The 23,542-nt window shown below is 44.9% G+C and carries 21 protein-coding genes and 1 pseudogene; 14 read left to right on the forward strand and 8 right to left on the reverse strand.

Translation table 11 applies throughout. The annotated features are described in order from the left end of the window. Window positions 1-206 precede the first annotated feature (206 nt). The 8 genes from fruB to AC3CH4_RS15670 all read left to right on the forward strand — a co-directional run bounded on the left by fruB (window position 207) and on the right by AC3CH4_RS15670 (window position 8,076). Window positions 207-1,340, forward strand: a complete 1,134-nt coding sequence (fruB, locus tag AC3CH4_RS15635; RefSeq protein WP_488543981.1) for a fused PTS fructose transporter subunit IIA/HPr protein — start codon at window positions 207-209, stop codon at window positions 1,338-1,340. A gap of 9 nt (window positions 1,341-1,349) precedes the next feature. Further along, on the forward strand, window positions 1,350-2,327 hold the full coding sequence (gene pfkB, locus AC3CH4_RS15640) for a 1-phosphofructokinase (RefSeq protein WP_488543982.1): 978 nt from the start codon (window positions 1,350-1,352) through the stop codon (window positions 2,325-2,327). 15 nt (window positions 2,328-2,342) lie between these two features. Beyond that, on the forward strand, window positions 2,343-4,118 hold the full coding sequence (fruA, locus tag AC3CH4_RS15645) for a PTS fructose transporter subunit IIBC (protein WP_488543983.1): 1,776 nt from the start codon (window positions 2,343-2,345) through the stop codon (window positions 4,116-4,118). Between the two features lie 202 nt (window positions 4,119-4,320). After that, entirely contained in the window at window positions 4,321-4,941 is a 621-nt protein-coding gene (locus AC3CH4_RS15650) for a hypothetical protein (protein WP_488543984.1), read from the forward strand. 11 nt (window positions 4,942-4,952) lie between these two features. Continuing rightward, the gene (locus AC3CH4_RS15655) at window positions 4,953-5,864 is read left to right on the forward strand and encodes a sterol desaturase family protein (protein WP_488543985.1); all 912 of its coding nucleotides are present in this window, start codon (window positions 4,953-4,955) and stop codon (window positions 5,862-5,864) included. An 8-nt stretch (window positions 5,865-5,872) separates the two neighbouring features. Then, a complete protein-coding gene (locus tag AC3CH4_RS15660) occupies window positions 5,873-6,547 on the forward strand; it encodes a response regulator transcription factor (protein ID WP_488543986.1) in 675 nt (224 codons plus the stop codon). After that, on the forward strand, window positions 6,544-7,836 hold the full coding sequence (locus AC3CH4_RS15665; protein ID WP_473578000.1) for a sensor histidine kinase: 1,293 nt from the start codon (window positions 6,544-6,546) through the stop codon (window positions 7,834-7,836). Before AC3CH4_RS15660 ends, AC3CH4_RS15665 begins: the two co-directional genes overlap by 4 nt. A gap of 87 nt (window positions 7,837-7,923) precedes the next feature. Further along, window positions 7,924-8,076: a hypothetical protein gene (locus AC3CH4_RS15670; RefSeq protein WP_009844874.1), complete on the forward strand. Its 153-nt coding sequence runs from the start codon at window positions 7,924-7,926 to the stop codon at window positions 8,074-8,076. Window positions 8,077-8,186: 110 nt separating this feature from the next. On the opposite strand, the gene AC3CH4_RS15675 is transcribed toward AC3CH4_RS15670, so the two are convergent. Continuing rightward, window positions 8,187-8,510 carry a DOPA 4,5-dioxygenase family protein gene (locus AC3CH4_RS15675; protein WP_017085490.1) on the reverse strand — a complete coding sequence of 108 codons (324 nt, stop codon included), beginning with the start codon at window positions 8,508-8,510 and terminating at the stop codon, window positions 8,187-8,189. Window positions 8,511-8,692: 182 nt separating this feature from the next. Further along, window positions 8,693-9,550: a glutathione-dependent disulfide-bond oxidoreductase gene (gene yghU, locus AC3CH4_RS15680; RefSeq protein ID WP_473577996.1), complete on the reverse strand. Its 858-nt coding sequence runs from the start codon at window positions 9,548-9,550 to the stop codon at window positions 8,693-8,695. Window positions 9,551-9,825: 275 nt separating this feature from the next. On the opposite strand from yghU, the gene AC3CH4_RS15685 reads away from it, so the two are divergent. Continuing rightward, the gene (locus AC3CH4_RS15685; protein ID WP_004730279.1) at window positions 9,826-10,170 is read left to right on the forward strand and encodes a YajD family HNH nuclease; all 345 of its coding nucleotides are present in this window, start codon (window positions 9,826-9,828) and stop codon (window positions 10,168-10,170) included. A gap of 182 nt (window positions 10,171-10,352) precedes the next feature. Here AC3CH4_RS15685 and AC3CH4_RS15690 read toward each other — a convergent pair whose 3' ends face one another. Then, window positions 10,353-10,733, reverse strand: a complete 381-nt coding sequence (locus tag AC3CH4_RS15690) for a hypothetical protein (RefSeq protein WP_054547036.1) — start codon at window positions 10,731-10,733, stop codon at window positions 10,353-10,355. 594 nt (window positions 10,734-11,327) lie between these two features. On the opposite strand from AC3CH4_RS15690, the gene AC3CH4_RS15695 reads away from it, so the two are divergent. The 3 genes from AC3CH4_RS15695 to AC3CH4_RS15705 all read left to right on the forward strand — a co-directional run bounded on the left by AC3CH4_RS15695 (window position 11,328) and on the right by AC3CH4_RS15705 (window position 16,818). Continuing rightward, window positions 11,328-12,566 (forward strand): L-lactate MFS transporter, encoded by a 1,239-nt coding sequence (locus AC3CH4_RS15695; RefSeq protein ID WP_488543987.1) that lies wholly within the window; start codon window positions 11,328-11,330, stop codon window positions 12,564-12,566. Between the two features lie 57 nt (window positions 12,567-12,623). Continuing rightward, window positions 12,624-14,306, forward strand: coding sequence for a VRR-NUC domain-containing protein (locus AC3CH4_RS15700; protein WP_488543988.1), 1,683 nt, complete (start codon window positions 12,624-12,626; stop codon window positions 14,304-14,306). A 157-nt stretch (window positions 14,307-14,463) separates the two neighbouring features. Further along, window positions 14,464-16,818, forward strand: coding sequence for a fatty acid cis/trans isomerase (locus AC3CH4_RS15705; protein WP_488543989.1), 2,355 nt, complete (start codon window positions 14,464-14,466; stop codon window positions 16,816-16,818). Window positions 16,819-16,984: 166 nt separating this feature from the next. On the opposite strand, the gene torS is transcribed toward AC3CH4_RS15705, so the two are convergent. Together torS and AC3CH4_RS15715 are read right to left on the reverse strand one after the other, a co-directional pair. Then, a complete protein-coding gene (torS, locus tag AC3CH4_RS15710; protein WP_171328201.1) occupies window positions 16,985-19,999 on the reverse strand; it encodes a TMAO reductase system sensor histidine kinase/response regulator TorS in 3,015 nt (1,004 codons plus the stop codon). A 64-nt stretch (window positions 20,000-20,063) separates the two neighbouring features. Beyond that, complete coding sequence (locus AC3CH4_RS15715; RefSeq protein ID WP_231903598.1) at window positions 20,064-20,228, reverse strand: hypothetical protein; 165 nt, start codon at window positions 20,226-20,228, stop codon at window positions 20,064-20,066. Between AC3CH4_RS15715 and torT the strand changes: the two genes are divergently transcribed. Then, window positions 20,173-21,120: a TMAO reductase system periplasmic protein TorT gene (torT, locus tag AC3CH4_RS15720; RefSeq protein WP_488543990.1), complete on the forward strand. Its 948-nt coding sequence runs from the start codon at window positions 20,173-20,175 to the stop codon at window positions 21,118-21,120. The two genes, AC3CH4_RS15715 and torT, sit on opposite strands and share 56 nt — an antisense overlap. Window positions 21,121-21,180: 60 nt before the next feature. Continuing rightward, entirely contained in the window at window positions 21,181-21,636 is a 456-nt protein-coding gene (locus tag AC3CH4_RS15725; RefSeq protein ID WP_009844869.1) for a methylglyoxal synthase, read from the forward strand. Between the two features lie 134 nt (window positions 21,637-21,770). On the opposite strand, the pseudogene AC3CH4_RS15730 reads toward AC3CH4_RS15725, so the two are convergent. The 3 genes and pseudogenes from AC3CH4_RS15730 to AC3CH4_RS15740 all read right to left on the reverse strand — a co-directional run. Then, window positions 21,771-21,866: pseudogene (locus AC3CH4_RS15730) on the reverse strand (VOC family protein); the annotation flags it as partial. A 30-nt stretch (window positions 21,867-21,896) separates the two neighbouring features. Further along, a protein-coding gene (locus AC3CH4_RS15735) for an IS3 family transposase (RefSeq protein WP_479304477.1) occupies window positions 21,897-23,137 on the reverse strand; the annotation gives its coding sequence in 2 pieces (ribosomal slippage) (window positions 21,897-22,765 and window positions 22,765-23,137; 1,242 coding nt in all). A gap of 2 nt (window positions 23,138-23,139) precedes the next feature. Then, window positions 23,140-23,433, reverse strand: a complete 294-nt coding sequence (locus tag AC3CH4_RS15740; protein WP_488543991.1) for a VOC family protein — start codon at window positions 23,431-23,433, stop codon at window positions 23,140-23,142. Window positions 23,434-23,542: the final 109 nt, after the last annotated feature.

Consider the following 23,542-nt stretch of genomic DNA (forward strand, 5'->3'; position numbering starts at 1 on the left):
GTTATTAACGAAACTGAAATTACGACACGCAGCAAAACTATTTTGAAAATCAAAATCGGCTTTGCTGAATTTTTTTACACTGAATGCTGAACCGATTCAGCTAAAGTAAAACAAAGAGCAAAGCAACGAGTTAAACTCCATAAATCTTGCTCTAGACTGAATCGTAGCGATACACAAATTCTCAAGCGATACGCTAAAGAGGCACCATGCTTAAATTATCAAAATCTGACATCACTCTTGGTCAAACGGCCGATGACAAATTCAAAGCTATCCAGAACATTGCTGGCGACCTAACCGCGAAAGGCTTAGTTGACTCTGGCTACGTTGAAGGAATGCTGAACCGTGAAAACCAGAACTCGACGTTCCTAGGTAACGGCATCGCGATTCCTCACGGCACCACTGACACGCGTGGCCTAGTAAAAGAAACAGGCGTAGCTGTTCACCACTTCCCTGAAGGCATTGATTGGGCAGACGGCAACCGTGTTTACGTAGCAATTGGTATTGCAGCTAAATCTGACGAGCACTTAGGCATTCTTAAGCAGCTAACGAAAGTGCTAGCGGCTGACGGTGTTGAAGAGAAATTAAAGCAAGCGAAATCAGAAGACGAAATCATCGCCCTACTTAACGGCGAAGTTCAGCTAGAAGCAGACCTAGACGCTTCTTTAGTTCAGCTACTGTTCCCTGCAAGCGACATGGTTCAAATGTCGGCAGTGGCGGGCGGACTACTTAAGAACACAGGTTGTACGGACAACACATTCGTTGCTGACCTGGTAACAAAAACACCAACTCACCTAGGCCAAGGCCTGTGGTTGTTGGGCAGCGATAAAGGCGTAACTCGCACTGGCGTATCGTTTGTTTCAACCGCAAACCATTGTGAATACGAAGGCACACCAGTTAAAGCGTTGGTCGCATTTGCTGCTTGTAACAGCGCGCACCAGTCTATTCTGGCAAACCTAAGCAAGATGGTTTTCGAAGGTAAACAGCAACAACTGTTAACTGCTGATGCCGCACAAGTGATTGGCCTTCTAAAAGGTGAAGCGGTTTCTACAGCGTCTCAAGACGATGACAACTGCGCGGTATTCAAAATCAAAAACGCGCACGGCCTACACGCTCGTCCGGGTGCAATGCTAGTCGCTGAAGCGAAGAAGTTTGAATCAACTATCCGCGTTTCAAACCTAGATGGTGACGGAAAAGAAGTGAACGCGAAGAGCTTGATGAAAGTAATCGCACTTGGCGTTAAACACGGCCACCAGCTTCAGTTTGTTGCTGAAGGTGACGATGCTGTACAAGCTCTTGAATCGATTGGTAAAGCTATCGCTTCAGGCCTTGGCGAAGGTTAAGGAATCGATATGTCTGATAAACAAATCAAAGCCGTTACCGTTACGCTAAACCCTGCTCTCGATCTAACTGGCGCTATCGACGCACTTAACGTCGGTTCAGTGAGCTTAGTAAACAAAGGCTCATTGCATGCCGCAGGCAAAGGCGTAAACGTAGCAAAAGTACTTTCAGAGCTTGGCGCGAAAGTGACCGTGACGGGCTTCCTTGGCCGCAATAACGAAGAAGCGTTCTGCCAACTGTTCGAACAGATGGGCGCAACTGACCGCTTTATCCGTGTCGACGGTGCAACCCGCATCAACGTGAAGTTGGTAGAGAATTCAGGCCAAGTAAGCGACATCAACTTCCCAGGTGTTCCTGTTGATGCTGACGCTGTTAAAGCGTTTGAAGAAACCTTGTTAGAGCTGGCTGAAACTCACGATTACTTCGTGATTGCAGGCAGCTTGCCACAAGGCATCTCCCCTGAGCTTTGTGCTTCTTGGGTACAACGCTTGCGTGACCTAGGTAAAAAGGTGCTGTTCGACAGCAGCCGTGACGCACTGAAAGCGGGGATCAATGCACAGCCTTGGCTGATTAAGCCAAACGATGAAGAGCTTTCTCAGCTATTCAATGCAGAACTGACCACACGTGACCAATGCCAACACGCAGGCCAAGCCCTGAGTGAAAAAGGCATCGATAACATCGTGGTATCACTTGGCGCAGAAGGCGTGATGTGGCTAAACCAAGGTGAATGGTTACATGCTCAACCGCCGCGTATGCAAGTGGTAAGCACGGTAGGCGCAGGTGACACCTTAGTTGCTGGCCTATGTTGGGGTCACATGCAACAGATGCCAAAACCAGAACTTATTAAATTCGCAACCGCCCTATCTGCTCTAGCAGTTTCACAGGTAGGCGTGGGCATCACCAGCCAACAAGAGCTGGATTCAGTACTACAAAATATCCAATTACAGTCGCTTAGTGCTCCAACTAGCCAGTTAGACACAAGCAAATAGGACAAAAGGTTTATTATGAATATTACCATTATCACAGCTTGCCCTAGTGGCGTAGCAAACAGCATCATCGCCGCGGGCTTGTTAGAGCAAGCGACAAAAGCACTGGGTTGGAACGCCGCTATTGAATGTCAATCAAGCGTGCTACCTGACTCAACCGTATCGCAAGACACTATCGACAACAGCGACGTTGTGGTTATCGCAGCCAACACAAACGTTGATAAAGCGCGCTTTGTCGGCAAGAAAGTGTACCAAGCGGCTATCTCTGAATGCACTGCTGATGCAAAAGCATTCCTAGAGAAAGCGGTAGCAGAAGCAACGGTACTAGACGCTTCTCAAATCTCTGACGAATTAGTTAAAAAAACGGTTGCAGTAACGGGTACCTCAGCAAACTCTTCTACAACAGCAAGCACAGGCAGCAAGAAGATCGTAGCGATTACGGCTTGCCCAACTGGCGTTGCACATACCTTTATGGCCGCAGAAGCGCTTGAAGCAGAAGGCAAACGCCTAGGTCACCAAATTAAAGTGGAAACTCGCGGCTCTGTAGGTGCGAAGAACCAACTGACAGACCAAGAAATCGCCGACGCTGATCTTGTTATCATCGCGGCAGACATCGACGTTCCTCTTGATCGTTTTAACGGCAAAGCGCTGTACAAAACAACGACAAGCCCTGCTTTGAAGAAAACAAAGCAAGAGATGGAAAAAGCGTTCGCAGAAGCTAAACCATACCAACACACTGCGTCTTCAAATTCAGCACCTGCTGACGAGAAGAAAGGCGTGTACAAACATCTAATGACGGGTGTTTCTCACATGCTTCCAGTGGTCGTTGCAGGTGGTTTGATCATCGCACTCTCTTTCGTATTCGGTATTGAAGCGTTTAAAGAAGAAGGCACACTCGCAGCAGCATTGATGACTATCGGTGGTGGTTCTGCATTCGCACTGATGATTCCTGTTCTTGCTGGTTTCATTGCATTCTCAATTGCTGACCGTCCGGGTCTGGCTCCAGGTCTAATCGGCGGTATGCTGGCGAGCTCAACGGGCGCAGGTTTCCTAGGTGGTATCGCAGCAGGTTTCATTGCGGGTTACGCAGCGAAATTCATTGCCGACAAGGTTCAACTTCCACAATCCATGGAAGCCCTCAAGCCAATCCTGATCATTCCGTTTATCGCGAGTTTGTTCACTGGTCTTGTGATGGTTTACATCGTGGGTGGCCCTGTTTCTGGCGTGATGAGCGCAATGACCACTTTCCTAAACAACATGGGAACGTCTAACGCGATTCTTCTGGGTGTGATTCTAGGCGCAATGATGTGTTTCGACCTTGGTGGCCCTGTAAACAAAGCCGCTTACACATTTGGTGTTGGTCTACTGGCTTCGCAAACTTACGCACCAATGGCAGCAATCATGGCAGCAGGTATGGTTCCAGCTCTAGGTATGGGTCTTGCAACTTTCCTAGTGAAAGACAAGTTTGAAGCAGGCGAGCGTGAAGCAGGTAAAGCATCATTCGTTCTTGGCCTATGTTTCATCTCTGAAGGTGCAATTCCATTCGCAGCGAAAGATCCAATGCGTGTTATCCCAGCTTGTATGGCAGGTGGTGCACTAACTGGCGCACTATCAATGATGTTTGGCGCACAGCTAATGGCTCCACACGGCGGCTTGTTCGTACTACTGATTCCTGGTGCTATCTCTCCAGTGCTGATGTACCTAGTGGCGATTGCAGCAGGTACGGCAGTAACAGGCTTTGGTTACGCAGCTCTTAAAAAGATGAGCAGCGATAAAGTAGAAGCCCAAGCTTAATCCCCCAAGCTCTTTAATTTAGAGCGCTTCTGATGCACTGATAATTTAAATGCAACAAATAAAACAAAGGCTCCTCATTTGAGGAGCCTTTTTTAATGAATCACCAATACTCTCTGACTAAAATAATTCCCCACGGTTACCTTTTGTTTACCTCAACTCCTTTACTGTCGCTGATAAGAAAAATGACACACAAGGAATGAGCATGAAATTACTCGCTTCACTACTCACAACAGTCGGCATTACCGGCGCTGTCTGGGGGGCACTCCATATTCAACCAGCAGTTGCTGACGCATCAAATGAGCAGCCAATCAAAGAGGTATCAACGGTCAAGCCTTCAATAGCTAAACCAATCAAGGCAAAGCCACTGGTCACTAAAAACACGCAGCCTATTGCTTCTCAAGCTACACAAACGATCTATCTACAAGGCTTTAGCAAAACCATTCCTTTAGAAGACGTTCCAGAGTTGTGGGTGGACTTCTATCAGAACATCAAAGTAAATAAAGAAGAGCTCGCACAACAGCAAAAAGTCATCGTGGTCTATCAAGATATCAGCTCTGATTTCAGCGAAGCAACAATCACGATTGGCTTTCCTAATCAGCAATCAAAATCACATGAAAACAACCCCTTAATGAAGGTACCAAGCAAAGCCAAAGGCACTCTTCTACTCGGTAAAGGCGAACATACTGAACAGGAACTAACACAAGCTTGGGAAGGTATCGCGATATTAAAAGAAGTGGACATGGTTATAGAGCACCACCAACTCAATCAGCATGGGTTGCCAGATTCTAGCGAGTTATACGTCTATTATAAGAACAACCAGTAAAGGATTTAGTTATGGATTTCACTTTGGATAGCATTGGGAGCTTTCTCTCTCAAACATTCACAGAAACAAGCATCATCCTTACCGAGACTTGGGTCGATGACAACTTTCTACTGCTTGCTCTGGCTCTGTTTATCTTTGAGCTTATCCGCTATGCCTTTAAGAAAAAGCTCAGCTGGAATATGTTGGGAGACAGCGCGACCAACTTAGTCACTTTGTTCTTCTTGTTGGTTACCCTTTTCTTCGTCGGGTTAGCTTATGTTGGTGCGTTTGTTTACGCCTACGAGAACTTCAGCCTAACTCAACTGCCAATATCCGGTTGGACAATTCTTGGTTGCTTGATCTTGGCCGATCTCGCTTACTACTGGGAACACAGATTCTTGCACAGCAACGGTTTAGCTTGGGGAACGCACTCGGTTCACCATAGCTCGCCTTACTTTAATATCTCGGTCGCTTACCGCTTTGGGCCTTTAGATTGGTTCTTCCCGTTCTTCTTTCACTTGCCGTTAATTCTGCTCGGCTTTAACCCGTTTGTCGTGCTGATGTGTGAAACCTTTGTTCAACTGTTTCAAACACTGCTGCACACTGAAACGGTTAAACGACTACCTCGCCCTGTTGAAGCGGTGTTTAATACGCCTTCACACCACCGAGTGCATCACGCGACCAACAAGCAGTATCTTGATAAGAACTACGCTGGGATCTTTATCATTTGGGATCGTATGTTCGACACCTTCGCCAAAGAAGAGGAAGAAGTCAGATATGGCGTGTTCCCGAGAATCAACTCTGTGAACCCATTTAAGGTATATTTCCACGGCTACGTTAAACTGTGCCAACAATTATGGCACGCGCCAAATTGGAACTACCGACTACAACTTCTTATTCAACCGCCTATCTGGGCTTGGAAAAGAGAACGAGAAACAAAGTAAGGACACTTATGAGTATTAACGCCCTGTTGATTGAAGACGACAGCGACTTGGCAGAAGCCATTGCAGACTATATGGAACTCGATGGGTTCGAATTCGATTTTGCTTACAATGGCAGCGCGGGCCTAAATCTCGCTTTAGAGGGGCGTTATGACATCATCTTAACGGACATCAACATGCCCAAAATGGATGGGCTCGATGTCTGTCAATCTCTTAGGCAACAAGGCGTAACCACTCCGATTCTCATGCTAACGGCAAGAGACACGCTACAAGACAAGATCGCGGGGTTCGAGGTCGGTTCGGATGACTATCTAGTGAAGCCTTTTGCGATGGAAGAACTCAAAGTACGGTTGATGGCACTAGTGCGCCGCGCTCAAGGCTCCGTGACGTCATTATCTGTGGCAGACCTCAAGCTGGACTTAGACAAGCATCAAGCCATTAGAGACGGCAAGCTATTGAAGCTCTCTCCGGTATGTTGGCGAATGCTCGTGATGTTAGTGCGAAACAGCCCTAACGTGGTGAGCAAAGCCAAGCTTGAAGAAGCATGGGAAGACGAAATGCCAAGCTCTGATAGCATGAAAGCGCACCTATTTAAGCTTCGACAAGTGGTTGATGCGCCCTTTGACTCAAAGTTAATCCACACGGTTCATGGCATTGGTGTTGTCTTACATGGGGAGTCATCATGAAGCACCCGAACATGAATCGAGTCAGTATCAAGCGTGATATCTACCTCTACTTATTTGGCATCGTCGTATTACTCACTGCCATCTACAGCTTGATGGTATCTCAGAGCTATCATATTGGTCTCAATGAATCCGCAAAATATGGATTTCTGTATGAGTTGGAAGTGGCAGAGCAGCAATACATCGAAACAGGGCAACTACCAGACTACCAAAATCCGACATTCCAAGCCTTTCTAAGCTATTCGGAACTGCCCACTAAGTTTCAACAAGCCTTTGATTGGAAAACGTTTGATAACGACGCTATCTATGATCATTATCAGCCTTCACCTAACAATCAATCAGGGCAATACCTCTATGCCGCCAAACATCAAGTTTCTGGTAAAGGTGAAGCCTTGTACATCATTTCTGAGTACGATGAAGCAATCTACTTGAATCTATTCGAGCTCAACCCACCCGATTCCGTCAACCAAATTAACAATGCCTTCATTGCTATTGGTGCACTCTTGCTCTTGGTGTTTTTGATCATTCGCCTGCTGATACACCGAGTCACCAAACCGATTATTACCTTATCAAAATGGTCTGAATCTCTGGATGTGGACAAGACTGAAGGTCTGACTCAGTTTCGATATAAAGAGATCGATCAGTTAGCTTCCCAACTAATTAAAAGCGTTCAAGGTGAACGCCAAGCCAATGAACGTGAAAGCTTTTTCTTAAGAGCAGCCAGCCACGAATTAAGAACACCGATCGCCACTATTTCAGCCAGCGGCGATATGCTGGTTCGGTTGTCTGAAAGCATTCCCAACAGCGGCCAACGTGCCGTCGCACGAATCCAACGTTCAGCCACCAGCATGAAAGCCTTGGTAACGACTCTGTTGTGGATGAGTCGTAATAGCGAAATGGAAACCAACTATGAGCAAATCAAGCTGACTCCCCTGCTCAACAACATCATCGAAAGCCAACGTTACCTTCTCAAAAACAAAGAAGTAGAGATCCACACCAAGGTCGACCAAGGCGAACACTCCCTTCCCCGAGAGTTAACAGAGGTTATGCTCACCAACTTGGTCCGAAATGCATTTCAACATGGTGGTAGCGGAGATATCAGAATCACACTGACAGAACATCAGTTTGAGGTAACCAATCGTTTGGAAGATGAAAACCTAGCAAACGACTCTGAACAACAAACCTCTTTTGGTATCGGCCTAGAGCTCATTGATCGCGTTTGTCAGAACCAAGGTTGGCAGTTTACTCATCAAGTTCACAACAATGAGTTCATCGTCAAAGTCATGCTATAGCGATTTTCTAAATGGTTATTGGATGGTGACCAAAAGTTTACCCTCACTTGGTTATGCTAGTCGCACAATCTAGTTAGGAGTTATTTTATGGGTACTTGGATTTTAGAAACACTGTTATGGGCTGTGGTAACCGTGGCGGTTTGTGTCGCGATTTGGGGACTGTACTTACCTAATATATTAATCGCATTAGGTGTGTCGGTAGCAGTATCACTGTTACTGGGCAATAGCTGGAGAAGCTAGTTATTTAAGGAAGAACATAGTTCAAAAAATAAGTGAGTATTGGCACACCCGACAGCAGCGATATTTACTAAGTACGTTGATTAGGTACGTACTGTCGGGCGCGAATTAAATTAGCTACTCAGCGTTTCTTCAAAGACACCTAGCTCACGACCAAGCCATGTCGCGCGTACTGTGTGATCCAAAGTTTCTTCACCGCCAGTCACAGGGTGAATCAACACCGACATATCACCGCGTTCTTGCTCAAGCCATTCAACAATACCCGATTCTTTGTTCGCAAAATGAATCTCAAACATTGGCATCTTATGTGGGCCAACCAAGCGCTGTATTAATGGGAAAGTCTCTAATACATCTTTACGTTCCGATAGAATTTTCTGACGAAGTGTTTCTGCCTGCTCTGCAAATCGCAGAGGGAAATAGATATGACCGTGGTACATGGCACCATCCTTTAGAATTATGATGTCGCGATTTTATACCTAAACCGCCTTTAATAGCTAAATCTAAATAAGTGGACTTACTATGGAAAAAAACCGTAGGAACAAAAAACTAGAGTTTGAGTTAACGTTGGCCGCTAAAACAAACTCTAGAGATACTGGTGCCGACTATCGTTTTAAAATCACTACGGGCGCAGCTTTAAAACTCGGTCAATGTCTTCTGCAGAATGGCGCTCTGGTACTTGCTCCCACTCTTCGCCAAATGAACGGTTAACCACTCGACCACGTTGGAAACCTTCACGCGCTTCAAGTTGCTTCGCCCAACGAACAACATTGGTGAAAGACTCAACTTGTAAGAACTCTGCTGCGTCGTAAATTTTGCCAAGTACTAAGTTACCGTACCAAGGCCAAATTGCGATATCTGCAATAGTCAGCTCTTCTCCCGCAACAAAAGTGTTATTCGCTAACTGTTTGTCTAACACGTCTAGCTGGCGCTTCGCTTCCATCGCGAAACGGTTAATTGGGTACTCTTGCTTTTCATCAGCGTAAGCGTAGAAGTGGCCAAAACCGCCACCTAGGAATGGCGCTGAACCTTGTGCCCAGAACAACCAGTTAATGGTTTGTGTTCTCGCTGGCCCTTCTTTTGGCAAGAAGTGACCAAACTTTTCAGCTAAGTGCATCAAAATAGATGCCGATTCGAAAACATTCACGTCTTGAGCACCAGACTTATCAACAAGCGCTGGTATCTTCGAATTCGGGTTTACACCAACAAAGCCAGAAGAGAACTGTTCAGCTTCACCAATGTTGATCAAGTACGCATCATATTCAGCTTCTTTAACACCCGCCGCTAACAACTCTTCCAGCAAGATGGTGACTTTTTGACCGTTAGGTGTACCAAGGGAATACAATTGAAAAGCATGGTCACCAACAGGAAGCTCTTTATCAAAGCGAGCGCCAGATTCAGGACTATTGATATTTGCCCACTTGTTACCACCATCAGCATCGTTAACCCAAACTTTTGGCGGTGTGTATTGTTCTGACATGATATTTCCTTATTAATATAGGGTAGCTTTAACTGATATTAGGTCACGCTCCCTTGGTTAAAACCCCTAAATACAATTTCTTTTCAAACTGTTAAGCATGGCTTATTCCAGAAAGACATAACCTTCTTTATGAGATAGCACACGTAAAAGATAAGTGCCCAATCAAACCTAAGCCACATAACGGTTAGTACGAAACATGATTTAGTCACGACATGCCTACAGGTTAAAGAAAGCTGTGATAAAATCGGGACATTACAATTGATAAGGATTAGGCAATGTCTTCAGATTACACTGGCTCGAGTGCAGCGTACGCTCGCCAAGAGAAAGGCTACCGCGAAAAAGCACTGAAACTGTACCCTTGGGTTTGTGGTAAATGTGCACGTGAATTTGTTTACTCAAACTTGAGAGAGCTTACCGTTCACCACGTGGATCACGACCATACAAACAACCCTGAAGATGGCAGCAACTGGGAACTACTGTGCTTGTACTGTCACGATCATGAGCACTCAAAATACACGGATCATGACCGTTACGGTGTTGATGCAAAAGCCCGTTTAGACGACCATCAATCAGCAACGCACAATCCCTTTGCCGATCTAGCGAAGTTGATGAAGAAGTAACACGCGTTAAGAACTGTATTTGCTAGATGATAGCGGCTAGATAAATAACAAGAAACCCCAGTATGTCACCATACTGGGGTTTCTTTTATCTGCCTTATAGCTAGAGTTCACTCAAGTTAAGGCCAGATCAAAAAGAGCCTTCCGAAGAAGGCTCTTTTTAGAATTCTGTATTAGTTCTGCAATTATGCAGCCGCTTGTTTTCGAGACTCTTCTACCTGCTTAGCGCGCTTTTTAAGCGTCAACTTATCGCGGTATGCAAACCAAACGTAAGACACAACCACTAAGAAGAACAGGTATGACAATGAGAAAATGAACGGCGATTGAATGATATCGTTCGAGATCCCCCAAGAAACACCGACAACTGTCACTGCAATTTTCGCGAAGAAGCCACACATTAATAGCATCAAAGCCAACTGTGGGAAGCGTGTGCTGCGGAATGCAAGCCAGTAACAACTACCCACCGCTAACGCAGCGATATAGAAGCCGAATAAGAAAGAGTGAATATGGTCAGCTGCCGCTAAACCACCAGAAATTGACATCAATAAAATTAAAAACAGTTTCATAATACTCGCCTCACCATAAGTTGGAAACGCATCCTTTCAAATTTGGAATCTTTGTTTGCGTACTATTTTCCCACTTTTCACGGACAACACAACCCCTCAAATCGAACAAAATGTAAGCAAAGGTGCTAACAAAAACCAACCGTAACAACTGGTTAACATTTTGTTTTTAATAGAACTCCGTTACTCCTTGTCTCATATGGATAAAGCTCCACTTCGATTTATTTTGTTACACAAAATTAACCTTAGAAAATAATTAAAATAATTCGTAACTCTGTGATATCCGCACGGAATACGTGGCAATTCAGAAATACTTATCGAAGAACACCTTAAAAAATAGGCTCGCCACGTTAAAAAGAACAAAACAGAAAGGTATTAAGTACAATTGCAAAACCAATAAAAAACAACTCATTAACAAGTTTGAGTTTATTTACCAAAAATAGAAAAAGAGATTCCAATCACATTTTTATTGGTTATAATCCGCGCTCTTTTGCGCTGTCTGTTGATAAACGCAAACTAATTTTGAAGAAACAATCACAATAACCCGTCTTTAGTTAAGTGGCTCACCACTGACCAACGACAAAACTGAGAATAAAAATGAGCAAGATTGATAAAGCATCACGTATCCTGCTAGCAGGCTTCTGTATCAACCTTTGTCTTGGCATCCTGTATGCTTGGAGTGTATTTAACAAGGCGCTAGTCACCGAAGCTGGTTGGAGTGCTGCTGAAGCATCTGCACCTTACGCTATTGCAACTATCACATTCTCTGTTTGTCTTCTTGTTGCGGGCATCCTACAAGACCGTATGGGTCCACGTAAGATCCTTATCTTAGGTACAGCGCTTACTGGCCTCGGTATGATTGCTTCTGGTTTCGCTACGACTCCTATGATGCTAAATCTAACGTTTGGTGTGATGACAGGTGCTGGTATCGGCTTTGGCTACGCATGTCTTTCGCCATCAGCAATGAAATGGTTCCATTCTTCTAAGAAAGGTATGGTTAACGGTCTAATCGCTGCAGGTTTTGGTCTTGCTGCTATTTACCTAGCACCACTCACTTCTGCGCTAATCGACAGCATGGGTATTCAAACAAGCTTTATGATTCTTGGTGCCGGCGTGCTTGCGATTGCAGTACCTCTAGCAGCAACAATCAACAACCCACCAGCGGATTACACGCCAGCTGAGCCTAAAGTAAAAGCAGGCCAAGCACCTAAGGCAGTTAAGAAGACTGAAGACCTAACGTGGAGAGTAATGCTGAAGACTCCTCAGTTCTACTCTCTATGGATCATGTACGCATTTGCAGCTTCTGTTGGTCTTATGATCATCGGTAACATCACTACGATTGCTAGCGTTCAAGCGAACCTACCAAACGCAGTTTACCTAGCGTCTATCCTTGCTGTATTCAACTCAGGCGGCCGTGTTGCTGCAGGTATGCTTGCAGATAAAATCGGTGGCGTACGTACTCTACTTCTAGCGTTCATCCTTCAAGGCGCGAACATGGCTCTATTCGCTACGTTCAACTCTGAATTCACGCTAATCATTGGCACGGCTATCGCAGCTGTTGGTTACGGTACGCTTCTAGCAGTATTCCCAACACTTACTGCTGAGTTCTACGGCCTGAAAAACTACGGTACTAACTACGGCGTGCTTTACACGGCATGGGGTATCGGCGGCGCTATCGGTGCAGCAGTTGTTGGTTACTCAATGACAAACGGCGAAGGTTACGGCCTAGCTTACACAATCTCTGCAGCTATGATGGCAGTGTGTATTGTTCTTGCAGTCGTCACCAAGCCAATCTCTGAAGCTAAAGTTTCTGAACTAAAAGCATCTCAAGCTTAATCGTCAGAAAAGATTGAATTTGTTACTGAAGAGCTTAACCTTAGGGTTAGGCTCTTTTTGTATCAAGCGACTAACCCATTGACGATAGAAACCACTCCTCAGCTCTCCCCTACTTATTACCTCGACAACTTCAATCGGTTGGTTGAACACGCTCAAACGCTCTATACCGATCTTCTAAGTGACGATGAATATCGTTGGTTGTCCGCATACAAACGTCTTTCCGTTTCAAGTCAATGCTTAATGGTTCGTTTACTTTCTCGTAAAGGCCGTTGGTTTCGCAGCGATAAACTCAACTATGTTGAGATCACTGATCTAAATACCGCACTACAAGAGCTCAGCAACGCAGGCTTTATTGCGTTGAGTCATCCCGCCGAGCGACATGACCTTGTCGTTAGCAATGTCGAACTCGGATTGCACTTGCTCACCAAACCAGAGCTGTTGAATTTATTCCCTGCCTTTAAGAGCAACAAAACTGCGAAGAAAGACGAACTCTTGGCGTTGCTCGATCACCAACCTTTTGATCAGTTCCAAAGCCTAGCATTCGATTGTATTTACGTTGTCGAATCTGAAGTTATTGATGTCTTGCTGTTACTGTTTTTTGCTAATACTTATCAAGACTTAAGCCAATTTGTCTTAAGCGATCTTGGGCTCAATACCTTTGAGAACTACCCATTAAGCAAGCAGCGCCGCTTCTTCACTTCCAGAGAGCAACTCAATCAATTGCTCCAGATGCGCGATGTTCAACGCTTGTATTCAGAAGGTGATCGCAAAGACAGTGAGTTTCTTGAGCAGCTTTTACAGTCGATACCTGCGGAATCAGAACACAGAAGCATTGCCAGAAAACGATCGCGTTTGATCAATGACATTGCTCGCGATCTTGAAAGGCTTAACCTAAACGACCAAGCTGTCTTTTGGTTCAAGCAATCTACACTTCCACCCAGCAGAGAGCGACTTGCTCGCATCTACGACAAACAAAGTGAGCTAGACTTAATGTGTGACATTGTCACGCAAATGAAAACTGCTCCATCGGATGTGTCAGAGTTGGAAGTCGCTATTAAGCTTGAACAAAGGTTATTGCGAAAACAAAAGCTATTACGCAGACAGGGACACAAGGTTCCACGCACTTCAAAACCAAGTTGTGAGCAGATAAAGTTGGAGTTAGATCTAAGCCAAACGAGAGTTGAGCTTGCGGTAAAGCAGCATTTTGAGAACCAAGGCTGGGATGTCTACTTTTCTGAAAACAGTTTTCTGTGTGGCTTGTTTGGTTTAGCTTTCTGGGATGTCATTTTCTCTGATGTAGAAGGCGCTTTTATCAATCGCTATCAACATCGACCTCTGGACTTGTACCACTCCGATTTCGTAGACAAGCGAGCCGAACAGGTTGAAGCCGTGTTTCAGACTATATTCAAGCATGGGCTGAACCACTTACTCTATATTTACGACCAAAAACACGGTATTGCCAACCCATTTGTCCATTGGAACTACTTCTCCAGATCACTCGTCGAGCACAGTATGGAGGCTATTCCCAACGCCTTGATTGTTGATCTTTTCAAAGTGATATTGAGTGATTTAAAGCTATTTAGAACTGGGATGCCCGATTTGATTGCATTCAAGAACAAAGAGTTTCATTGGGTTGAAGTCAAAGGCCCCGGAGACAAACTGCAAGACAACCAATGGCGCTGGATCAAAGAGTTTGAGCGATTATCTGTCTCTTTCTCTGTTTGTTACGTCAATCAGTAAGCCTTAAGTCGACACTATAAATTCCAACCTAGGGTGAGTGACTCACCTCGATAAGTTGCTCAGTCCCATCAAGATCTTATCTATAAGATTGTTAGAACATGAGCATTTTCAATCATTTTCGATATAATTAAAGAAAATGCTTAATATATAAATACGTATGAATTTGAAAAAACTCTTCATTTTAGCTTTTGTTAGCGTCTTCTCAGGTTGTGCTGTCTACGCGGGTTTAAACTTCGACGAGCTGTTTGGTAAACAACAAGTTCGCGATCGCCAAGCACCTATTCTGTCGGCTCAAGCACAGCACTTCATTGATGAAGTGAAGCCCATCATTGATAACCGATGTGTGGTTTGTCACGCTTGCTATGACGCACCTTGCCAGCTCAAAATGTCTTCGGTAGAAGGTATAGACCGAGGTGCGAGTAAGGCACTCGTTTATCAAGGCACCCGTTTAACCGCCTCAGCCCCTACTCGCTTGTTTGAAGATGCTTTAACCACACAAGAGTGGCGCGATGCGGATTTTCATCCAGTTCTCAACGAACGTATGCAGAACTCAACGGCTAACCTGGATGCTGGTCTTGTTTCTCGAATGTTGATCCAAAAAGAGAACCACCCACTTCCAGATCAAACCCAGCTTGAAGGTTTCGACTTTTCAACCAACCGCGACCAACAATGCCCAACTATTGAAGAGTATGCCCAATACGAGAGAGATTACCCGACTTGGGGGATGCCTTATGGGATGCCGAACTTAGATAAAACAGAATACGCGACTTTAATGAGTTGGTTGGAAAATGGCGCGTTAATGAACGACCACATTCCGCTGAATGATGCGGAGCTAGAGCTCGTTAATGTCTACGAAAGCTTTCTCAATAAGAGTGACAATAAAAGCCAACTTTCAGCACGTTACATCTATGAGCACCTGTTTCTATCGCATGTCTACTTCTCTGATTTGGCGCAGCCAACGCGTTTCTTCACACTTGTCCGTTCTGCAACGCCTCCAGGTGAAGCGGTGCAACGCATCACGACTCGTCGCCCTTACGACGATCCAAAAGTAGAACGTGTTTACTACCGCCTGATTCCAGAACAAGGCTCCATCGTCGACAAAACGCACATGCCTTTCGCACTCAATAAAGAGCGACTACAAAAGTGGAACACTTGGTTTGTCGATGCTAATTACTCTGTGAAACAACTCCCTAGCTACAATATTGATGTCGCAGCTAACCCTATGACTTCGTTTGAAGCGCTGCCAGTGAACTCGCGCTTCCATTTCATGTTGGACAATGCGCAAAACACCATCATGGCTTTTATCAAAGGGCCAGTGTGTCGTGGTCAACTTGCCTTGAATGTGATTAACGACCGTTTTTGGGTTTTCTTCATTGATCCAGAGAAAGCCGATTTACCAGAAATAAACGCTTTCTACGCTAGCCAGAAGAAAAACTTAAAACTACCTAGCGAGCTAAAAAGTAACACCGTACCAGCGACTAACTGGGTACGTTACTCTAAGCAACAGGCTCGATACCTAAATGCGAAATCAGACTTCACCAACCAATGGTTCGATAGTGGCGTGAACCTAGACACCGGTATAATTTGGGATGGCGATGGCATCAACCAAAATGCCGCTCTCACTATCTTTAGACACTTCGATAGCGCTTCTGTTGTTCAGGGTTTAGTTGGTTCACAGCCTAAGACAGCATGGATCCTTGATTACGCCTTACTAGAGCGCATTCATTACCTTCTTGTAGCAGGCTTCGATGTGTACGGAAACTTCGGCCACCAGCTGATTACGCGTATGTTTATGGACTTCTTGCGCCTTGAGGGTGAAAGTAACTTCTTAACCCTTCTTCCTAAAGATGTTCGCCATATTGAACACTCAAGCTGGTACAAAAACCAAAGTGCACAACTGAGCGATTACTTGCAACGCAATATCGCCCCTTTCGACCAACCAACAAGTGTGGTTTACAAAACGGCCGATCCTAAGCGTGAACTGCTCAATATGATCAAAGATAAGCTCGCGCCTGTCCTCGATAGTCGTTTTGATATTGTCGAAACAGGTTTTGGTCGAAAGAACGAAGCACTGCTTAACCAAGTGAATTTGATAAAGGGAGTCGGCCTGCGTCATGTTCCTCAGTTAGTGATGATCATGATTGAAGGCGAAAATGGCGAAGAGCAGCTGTTCACCATGATTCACAATAACGCTCACAGCAACATTTCAAGCTTGTTTAATGAAGAAGGTAACAGAGATTACGCCAATGATGACTTAACGCTCGTACGAGGCGTTGTCGGTAGCTACCCTGCCGCCTACCTGTCTTTAACCGAAAGCGAGATACCGACTCTGGTGAAAACTCTGCAAAATTTAAACACAGAAGAAGATTACGTGGCGCTGCTGGATAAGTTTGCGGTACGACGCAGTTCTAACGAGTTCTGGCCGTTCAGTGACCGAGTTCATCGTTGGTATCAACAAGACCAACCGATCGAGTTTGGCTTGTTGGATTACAATCGCTTTGAGAATAGGTAGTAAGCGATAAGCCTTAGTTCAAGCTCTTGAGCCTTGGTTAGCTTGAATGGTTAGCCTTTCATAAAGAGCGCTGACTTGCGCGGTATAAAAAATCCTCTGACGAATATTCGTTCAGAGGATTTTTTTGACTTGTTGATTAGATCAAGTTTAAAGCAAGCTCACGTCATTAGGCAGAAACATAAGTTAGTAACGCCTCTAACGAGTCTTTAACCAATTCAGATAAAGCGTGGTCGTTATCTCGGTACTGCAATAATGGTTGTTCGCTTGCTTCGATGCTCTGACACAAATTGTACAGTGCTAATAAACCCAAACTGCCCGCCGAGCCTTTCAGCTTGTGCGCCAAAGATTTCACTTCTCGTCCGTTATCGGCTTCGCTTGCCTCGACTAATTCATTCAAGGTAAGGTTACTGCTCTCCTCGAACAGCACAACAATCTGTTTCATTTTATCCAATCCAAGAATCGATAGGTCACCCTCTATCACTTTGGAATCAATCAGTTTCACTGGAGTGTCTCCTTCATCTTGGGAATCCGTTGTCGTCGTGTACTTGGCTAAAACATCTACCATCTGTGTCGAGCACTCATCACTGTTACCCTTCACAGCACGGTTACCATTTTGCTTACAAACAGCATCGTTTGGATCGGGCTGTGGCAACAATAGTGTTTTACCATCGAGTTGAGCAACAATGAGCTGAGAAAGTGCCTCTTTTTCTAGCGGCTTAGGCAAGAAGCCATCAAAGCCAGACGACAAGTAGCTTTCCACTTCCTCGTTAAACACGTGAGCCGATACTGCGATCATTGGTGGTATTTTGCGTGTTACGTTTTCTTCATTCTCATGCTGAAGCGCATCGTCTTTGAGTTGTTGAATCAACTCTACGCCATCGCAGTCAGGTAAATTGATGTCCACCAGCGCAATATCAAACTCTTGTTCACTGAATATTACTCTCGCTTCTTGTCCGGTTGTCGCTATCACAACATCGTGGCCCAGGTTATTCAAAAAGCCTTCGGCAACAATACAGTTCACAGGGTTGTCTTCAATCAGAAGTACCTTCGCTCGGATACAAGCTTCAATAACCGTTGCTTTCGTTTCAATTTTCTCACCTACTTCAAGTGGCAATGAGAACCAAAACTGACTGCCCTCGCCTTCTTCGGAATGAACACCAATGTCACCATTCATTGCCAACATGATGCTTTTACTGATCGCTAATCCAAGCCCTGTGCCACCGGTTTTGTTGCGACCGCTATCGGTTTGAGTAAAGGCATCAAACAGACAAGCTTGTTCGCTAGCGTCAATACCGACACCGGTATCTGACACTTCAAACATCACTCGATTTTCATCTTCGATATCTAAACTAATGAAGATATCGACCGAGCCACTTTCAGTAAACTTAATCGCGTTACCGACCAAGTTATTCAATATTTGACTGATTCGCGTTACGTCACCACGCCAATAACGTTGCACATCACTTTCAATGTGAAAATCAAAATTAAGCTTCTTCTCAGCGGCGCGCCCTTCCATTAACTGATAGGTATCTTGAACCATCTGGTAAAGGTCAAAAGAAGCCGCGCGTATTTCTAGATGTCCCGCTTCTATCTTTGAATAGTCCAGCACATCATTCAAAATCGCGAGTAGATTCTTACCACTGCGGTTAATGATGTCCGCATAGCCTGATTGCAGCGGGTCTAAGCCGGTATCTTTAAGCAATCGAGCCGTGCCTAATACGCCATTCATTGGCGTTCGTATTTCATGGCTCATCGTCGCAAGGAAAGCAGACTTGGCACGGCTTGCTTGTTCTGCCGCATTGCGAGCTTTAGCGTGGTTACCCACCTCGACATTCAACTTCTCATTGGTCTTTTGCAGTTGATAGGTTCGGTCTGTGACCAACTCTTCTAAGTGCTCTTTGTGCTCTTCCAGCTCACGTTTTGCCTTAGCTTCGCCAACCGCGACCACTTGTAATGCTTGCGCGGTGTTTCTGGCGGTGATGATTGCCTCACCCATATGAGCCAGCTCATCATTACCCTTAACCGAGATATCAATATTCAGGCGACCTTGTGCGATAGACATCAAGGCCGATGAGTATTCAGTAAGGCGTTTAACAACCGAAATATACACCACTCGCCAAACGATAAATGCGACGATAACCAAACCAATAACCGAAATCACAGACAGCGACCATTGAGCCAGATTCAGCGTGCTCGTCAGCTCATCAACCGCTTTTTTGGTGCTTCGGTTTGAATCATCAACCAGTTGGTTAACGGTTGTATTCAGCTGAGAGAACAGCTCCAACGTATTTTGCATCAGAAACTCTGACTTCTTGGTGTTCTCATATTGTTCTAGCGAGATATCGAACACGACCTGGCGTTTTCTCAACTCTTCAAGCAACTGAGACATCTGCGCAGAACGAGTCGGATCTTCCACCGCTTTAACGCGGCGCGCCATGATTCTTAGGTTGGATTCGAACTCAGACTGGATTTGATGAATACGTTCAACGTTGGTGACGGTTTGCGTTTCTTCAATTTGATTGAGCATCTTGAACGCCAACAAATGCAATTCGTGCAGACGCTCAGACAAATCAAGATCAACTTCAACAAGTGCGTCTAAGGCTTGGTAGGCTCTATCGGTTTCTTTGGTTTCTAGCAGGTCGTAGATGTGCGTTACGTTAGCAACCGCAATGGTAGCCGTGTTCAAAACTTGGGTTCGCGTGAGCTGCTCTAACTCTTCTGCGAGTAGACGCATCTCTTCAACACGAGACGTCAATTCCTTGCTCAACCAAAGCTTACGTTCGACCGAGACACCCAGTTCAGCCAGTGTGTTAATAACGCTTTGAACATTGTTTTCGAGTTTATTGAGAAGTTGGGAATCAAAACTGTCGACACCAAGCTCTTTGATATGCTGAAGAAGTGCTTCAAGCTGGCCAAACAACACAGTGCCAGCCTCTTTTCGTTCGGCCTCGTTTCTCGCATTAGAAAGCGTTTGTACCGACGAAATAATACGGTTACTCAACTCAGAAACTTGACGAGCTTCGATCATGGCAGGAAGCGCTGAATCGACGACGTTTCTTTCCGTTTTTGCTACAAAGCTAAATCCAGAAACACCGATCAATGCAGATAATAGAACCAACAGTGCCATCACTAAGAATGAGGCCAGTAGCTTGCGTCCAATACTCGCTGAGGCTAATAACATAAACTTTAAACCTTAAAACGTTCTTCTTTACCCATGCAGAATACGCTATATTTTGCAGTGTTTCTTATCTAAAACCAATAAAACGGCAATTCATGCTATCTAGACCTTTAGCTTCAAAAATCATTCTCTCACTACTGGCCACAGTAACCTCTGTCGCGAGTGCTAGCGAGCCTTTGAGCCCAATAAAACCTGCCGAAGCCACATCACATAAAGAGAAAATTTGTGCCATTTATCCGCACCTTAAGGATTCTTACTGGTTGTCTGTTAACTACGGCATGGTCTCTGAAGCAGAAAAGCAGCAAGTTGAGCTAAGAGTATTAGAAGCTGGCGGGTACCCAAACATTGGTAAGCAAGCCTCACAGCTGGTGCTTTGCACACAATGGGGAGCCGATGCCATTATTTTGGGCACAGTTTCACCCGATGCTTACCATGACAATCTTACGGATTGGGTTGGCTCGACGCCTGTGTTTGCTACGGTGAATGAGTTAACCGTCAATGAAGAACAACAGAAGGTACTGAAAGGTACGGTCGGTGTCGACTGGTATCAAATGGGATTTCAAGTCGGAGAGTTTTTGTCGAAACGACATCCGAAAGGATCCGGCGAAACACCTATCGCCTTGTTACTTGGCCCACAATCAAGTGGCGGTACTAAGCCTGTAGCACTGGGGTTTTATGATGCAATCAAATCGAGCGATATCAAAATTGCGATAAGCTATTGGGCAGACAACGATAAAGAACTGCAAAGAAACTTAGTACAACAAGTCATCGAGCAGCCGGATATTCAATATATTGTGGGAAGCGCAGTCGCGATTGAAGCTGCGATAAGTGAGCTAAGAGCAGCCGGTAAAACCAAAGAAATTGGATTAATTTCAAGTTACCTAAGTCACGGAACCTACCGCGGCTTGCTTCGTAACAAGGTGCTTTTTGCACCAACAGATAAAATGGTTGAGCAAGGTCGCTTGTCGGTAAAACAAGCCACCAGTTACTTACGCGGTCAACCTTATGAACAACACAGTGCACCCATGATAGAAGCACTGACACCAGCAACACTCAAAGATCAAATTATCGCCGACTCATTGTCACCTTCTGAGTTTCGTCCGGTATTCAGTGTGAATCCTTAGTGCTATATTGGCTGAAGAACTCAAAACAATAAAAACGAAACAATCATTTAGGGAACATTCATGCAAAAAACGACGCGTACTATGCCAACGCATAAGAATATCGCTTTGGTAGCTCATGACCATTTCAAACCTGAGCTACTTAGATGGGTCAAAGAGAACAAAGAAAAACTACAAAAGCACTTCCTTTATGCAACGGGCACAACGGGTTCTCTACTCAGTAAAGAAACAGGCCTAGCAATTAAGAGCATGATCAGCGGCCCAATGGGCGGTGACCAACAACTTGGTGCGCTTATCTCTGAAGGCAAGATCGATATGATGATTTTCTTCTGGGATCCACTGAATGCCGTACCACATGACCCAGATGTAAAAGCACTGCTTCGTATCGCAAGTGTTTGGAACATCCCAGTGGCAACCAACCGTGCTACCGCTAACTTCCTATTTAACTCTTCACTGCTTGAAGAAGAGGTGATCATTGAGATCCCAGACTACGAAGCGTACCTAGCTGAGCGAACTTAATGGTTCAGCGCTCTTAACTAAGCAGAACGCTTCGATATGAACTAAGAAAAACGCTTCGTTAAGAACCAAGATAACGTCACAGACTAAAAAGCCTGCTTCATTGCAGGCTTTTTGTTCACCAGAATCTTAACTCGCTACTTGTCACTCCATACAGCCATTTCGTTGCCACTTGGCTCTCTAAAGTGGAAACGTCGCCCGCCGGGGAAACTAAATATCTCACGATTTACCTCGCTGTCTCGTCCTAAAATACGTTGACGATTTTAGTAAGCCAGTAACGCAAGTTGCTGGCTTTTTTCATGCATCTTATTTGGCGTATTCATACCTAGGCTGAGATGTGGCCTCATTTCGTTGTACGTATAAATCGACTCTTCAACAAGTGTTTTCAACTCGCGAAGATCTTTGCATTGAGTAAGCAAGAACTCTTGCTTGAGGATACCATTGACCCGCTCAGCTAAAGCGTTTTGGTAACAGTCATAACCATCTGTCATTGATGGTGTTATGCCATACTTTTTAAGTTTCTCTTGATAGAGGTTTGAGCAATACTGAAGCCCTCTATCTGAGTGATGGATTGTCGCATGACAATAACATCGAGTTTTTACCGTCATATCTAAAGCCTTCACAACATCGCTCGCTTTCATTTCATTGCTGACTTCATACCCCATGATTTTACGGCTGAAGGCATCGGTAACCAATGACAAGTAGTGAACGCCCTCATTTGACTGAACATAAGTAATGTCGCTCACCAGAACTTCTTCTGGTTTTGACGGAACGACTTCTTTTAGCAAGTTCGGATGTTTTTTCATCCAGTGCCTGCTGTTCGTTGTTTTGGTATAACTTCGTTTCGGCTTAACGAGTAGGCGCTCTTCCCTGAGGTAATTAAACAAAGCATCACGGCCAAGTTTTATTCCCTTAGCTATCAACTTAGGCTTTAGTAAGAAATAGAGCTTACGAGCTCCCAACCGAGGCATAAACCGCCTTAGTTCAAGCACCATTCCTTTCACAGGAGCAAGCTCAGCCTGACGAGTGGTCTCACGCTTTTCTCTCTGATAGACACACTGACGAGATATATTGAGCAATGAGCAAGCTTTACTTAAGCTTACTTTCTTCTCTTTTTGAAGGCTTCTTGCTCCTTCGCTATATACTTTTTTCTTAGCGACATCCCGTGCTCAGCATCAAGAATATCAACAACCCTATTGAGAAGAAGGCATCTGAGGCGTTCATCTTCAAGCTCTTGTTCTAGTCGTTTTATTTTTTGGACAGGCGTTTCATTCGCTCTCGGTAATTTAGGCATCGCGCTCTTCCTTGGATTGTTTGTCCAATCCAATTTCCCATGCTTTCTTAACCAAGTAAGAACGGTCGAACGACCTTGTATGCCGTAAATTGATTGGGCTTGTTTATAGGTCATGTCGCCTTTTTCGATAGCGTCTACAACCTGTAATTTAAAGCCTAGTGTGTAATCACGCTGAGTGCGCTTAACGTAGTGTTTATTTGGAATGGTCATCATTAGTCCTCAATGTGTAAACACATTTCAGGACGGGACACGCCACCAGCATCAAGCACGTCACGCTCGGTTTGCTCAAGATCTTCGCTATAGAACACCATCAGCGCTGCGCCACTTTCAGCATTCGACGCCAGATCCGCTAAATAGAACCCACCCATTAAGCCTTTACCTTCGAAAGCAGAATACTCAGGGCCATAGTCTTCGAAGGTCCAACCAAACACTTGGCTGAAAAACGCCTTAGTTGCAGCGATGTCTTTCGCAGCAAATTCAATGTAGTTAATAGAGCCGTGTTCCATAGCGGATTCCTTCTGCTTTATGCCTTTTTCCTAATGATAATAGCTTACGTCCTAATAAGAATAGGTAGGGGGCTTGAAGATCTAATCTTAGACAATTACGCCAAGTGAC

The sequence above is a fragment of the Vibrio sp. QJM3NY_26 genome (genome assembly GCF_057786005.1).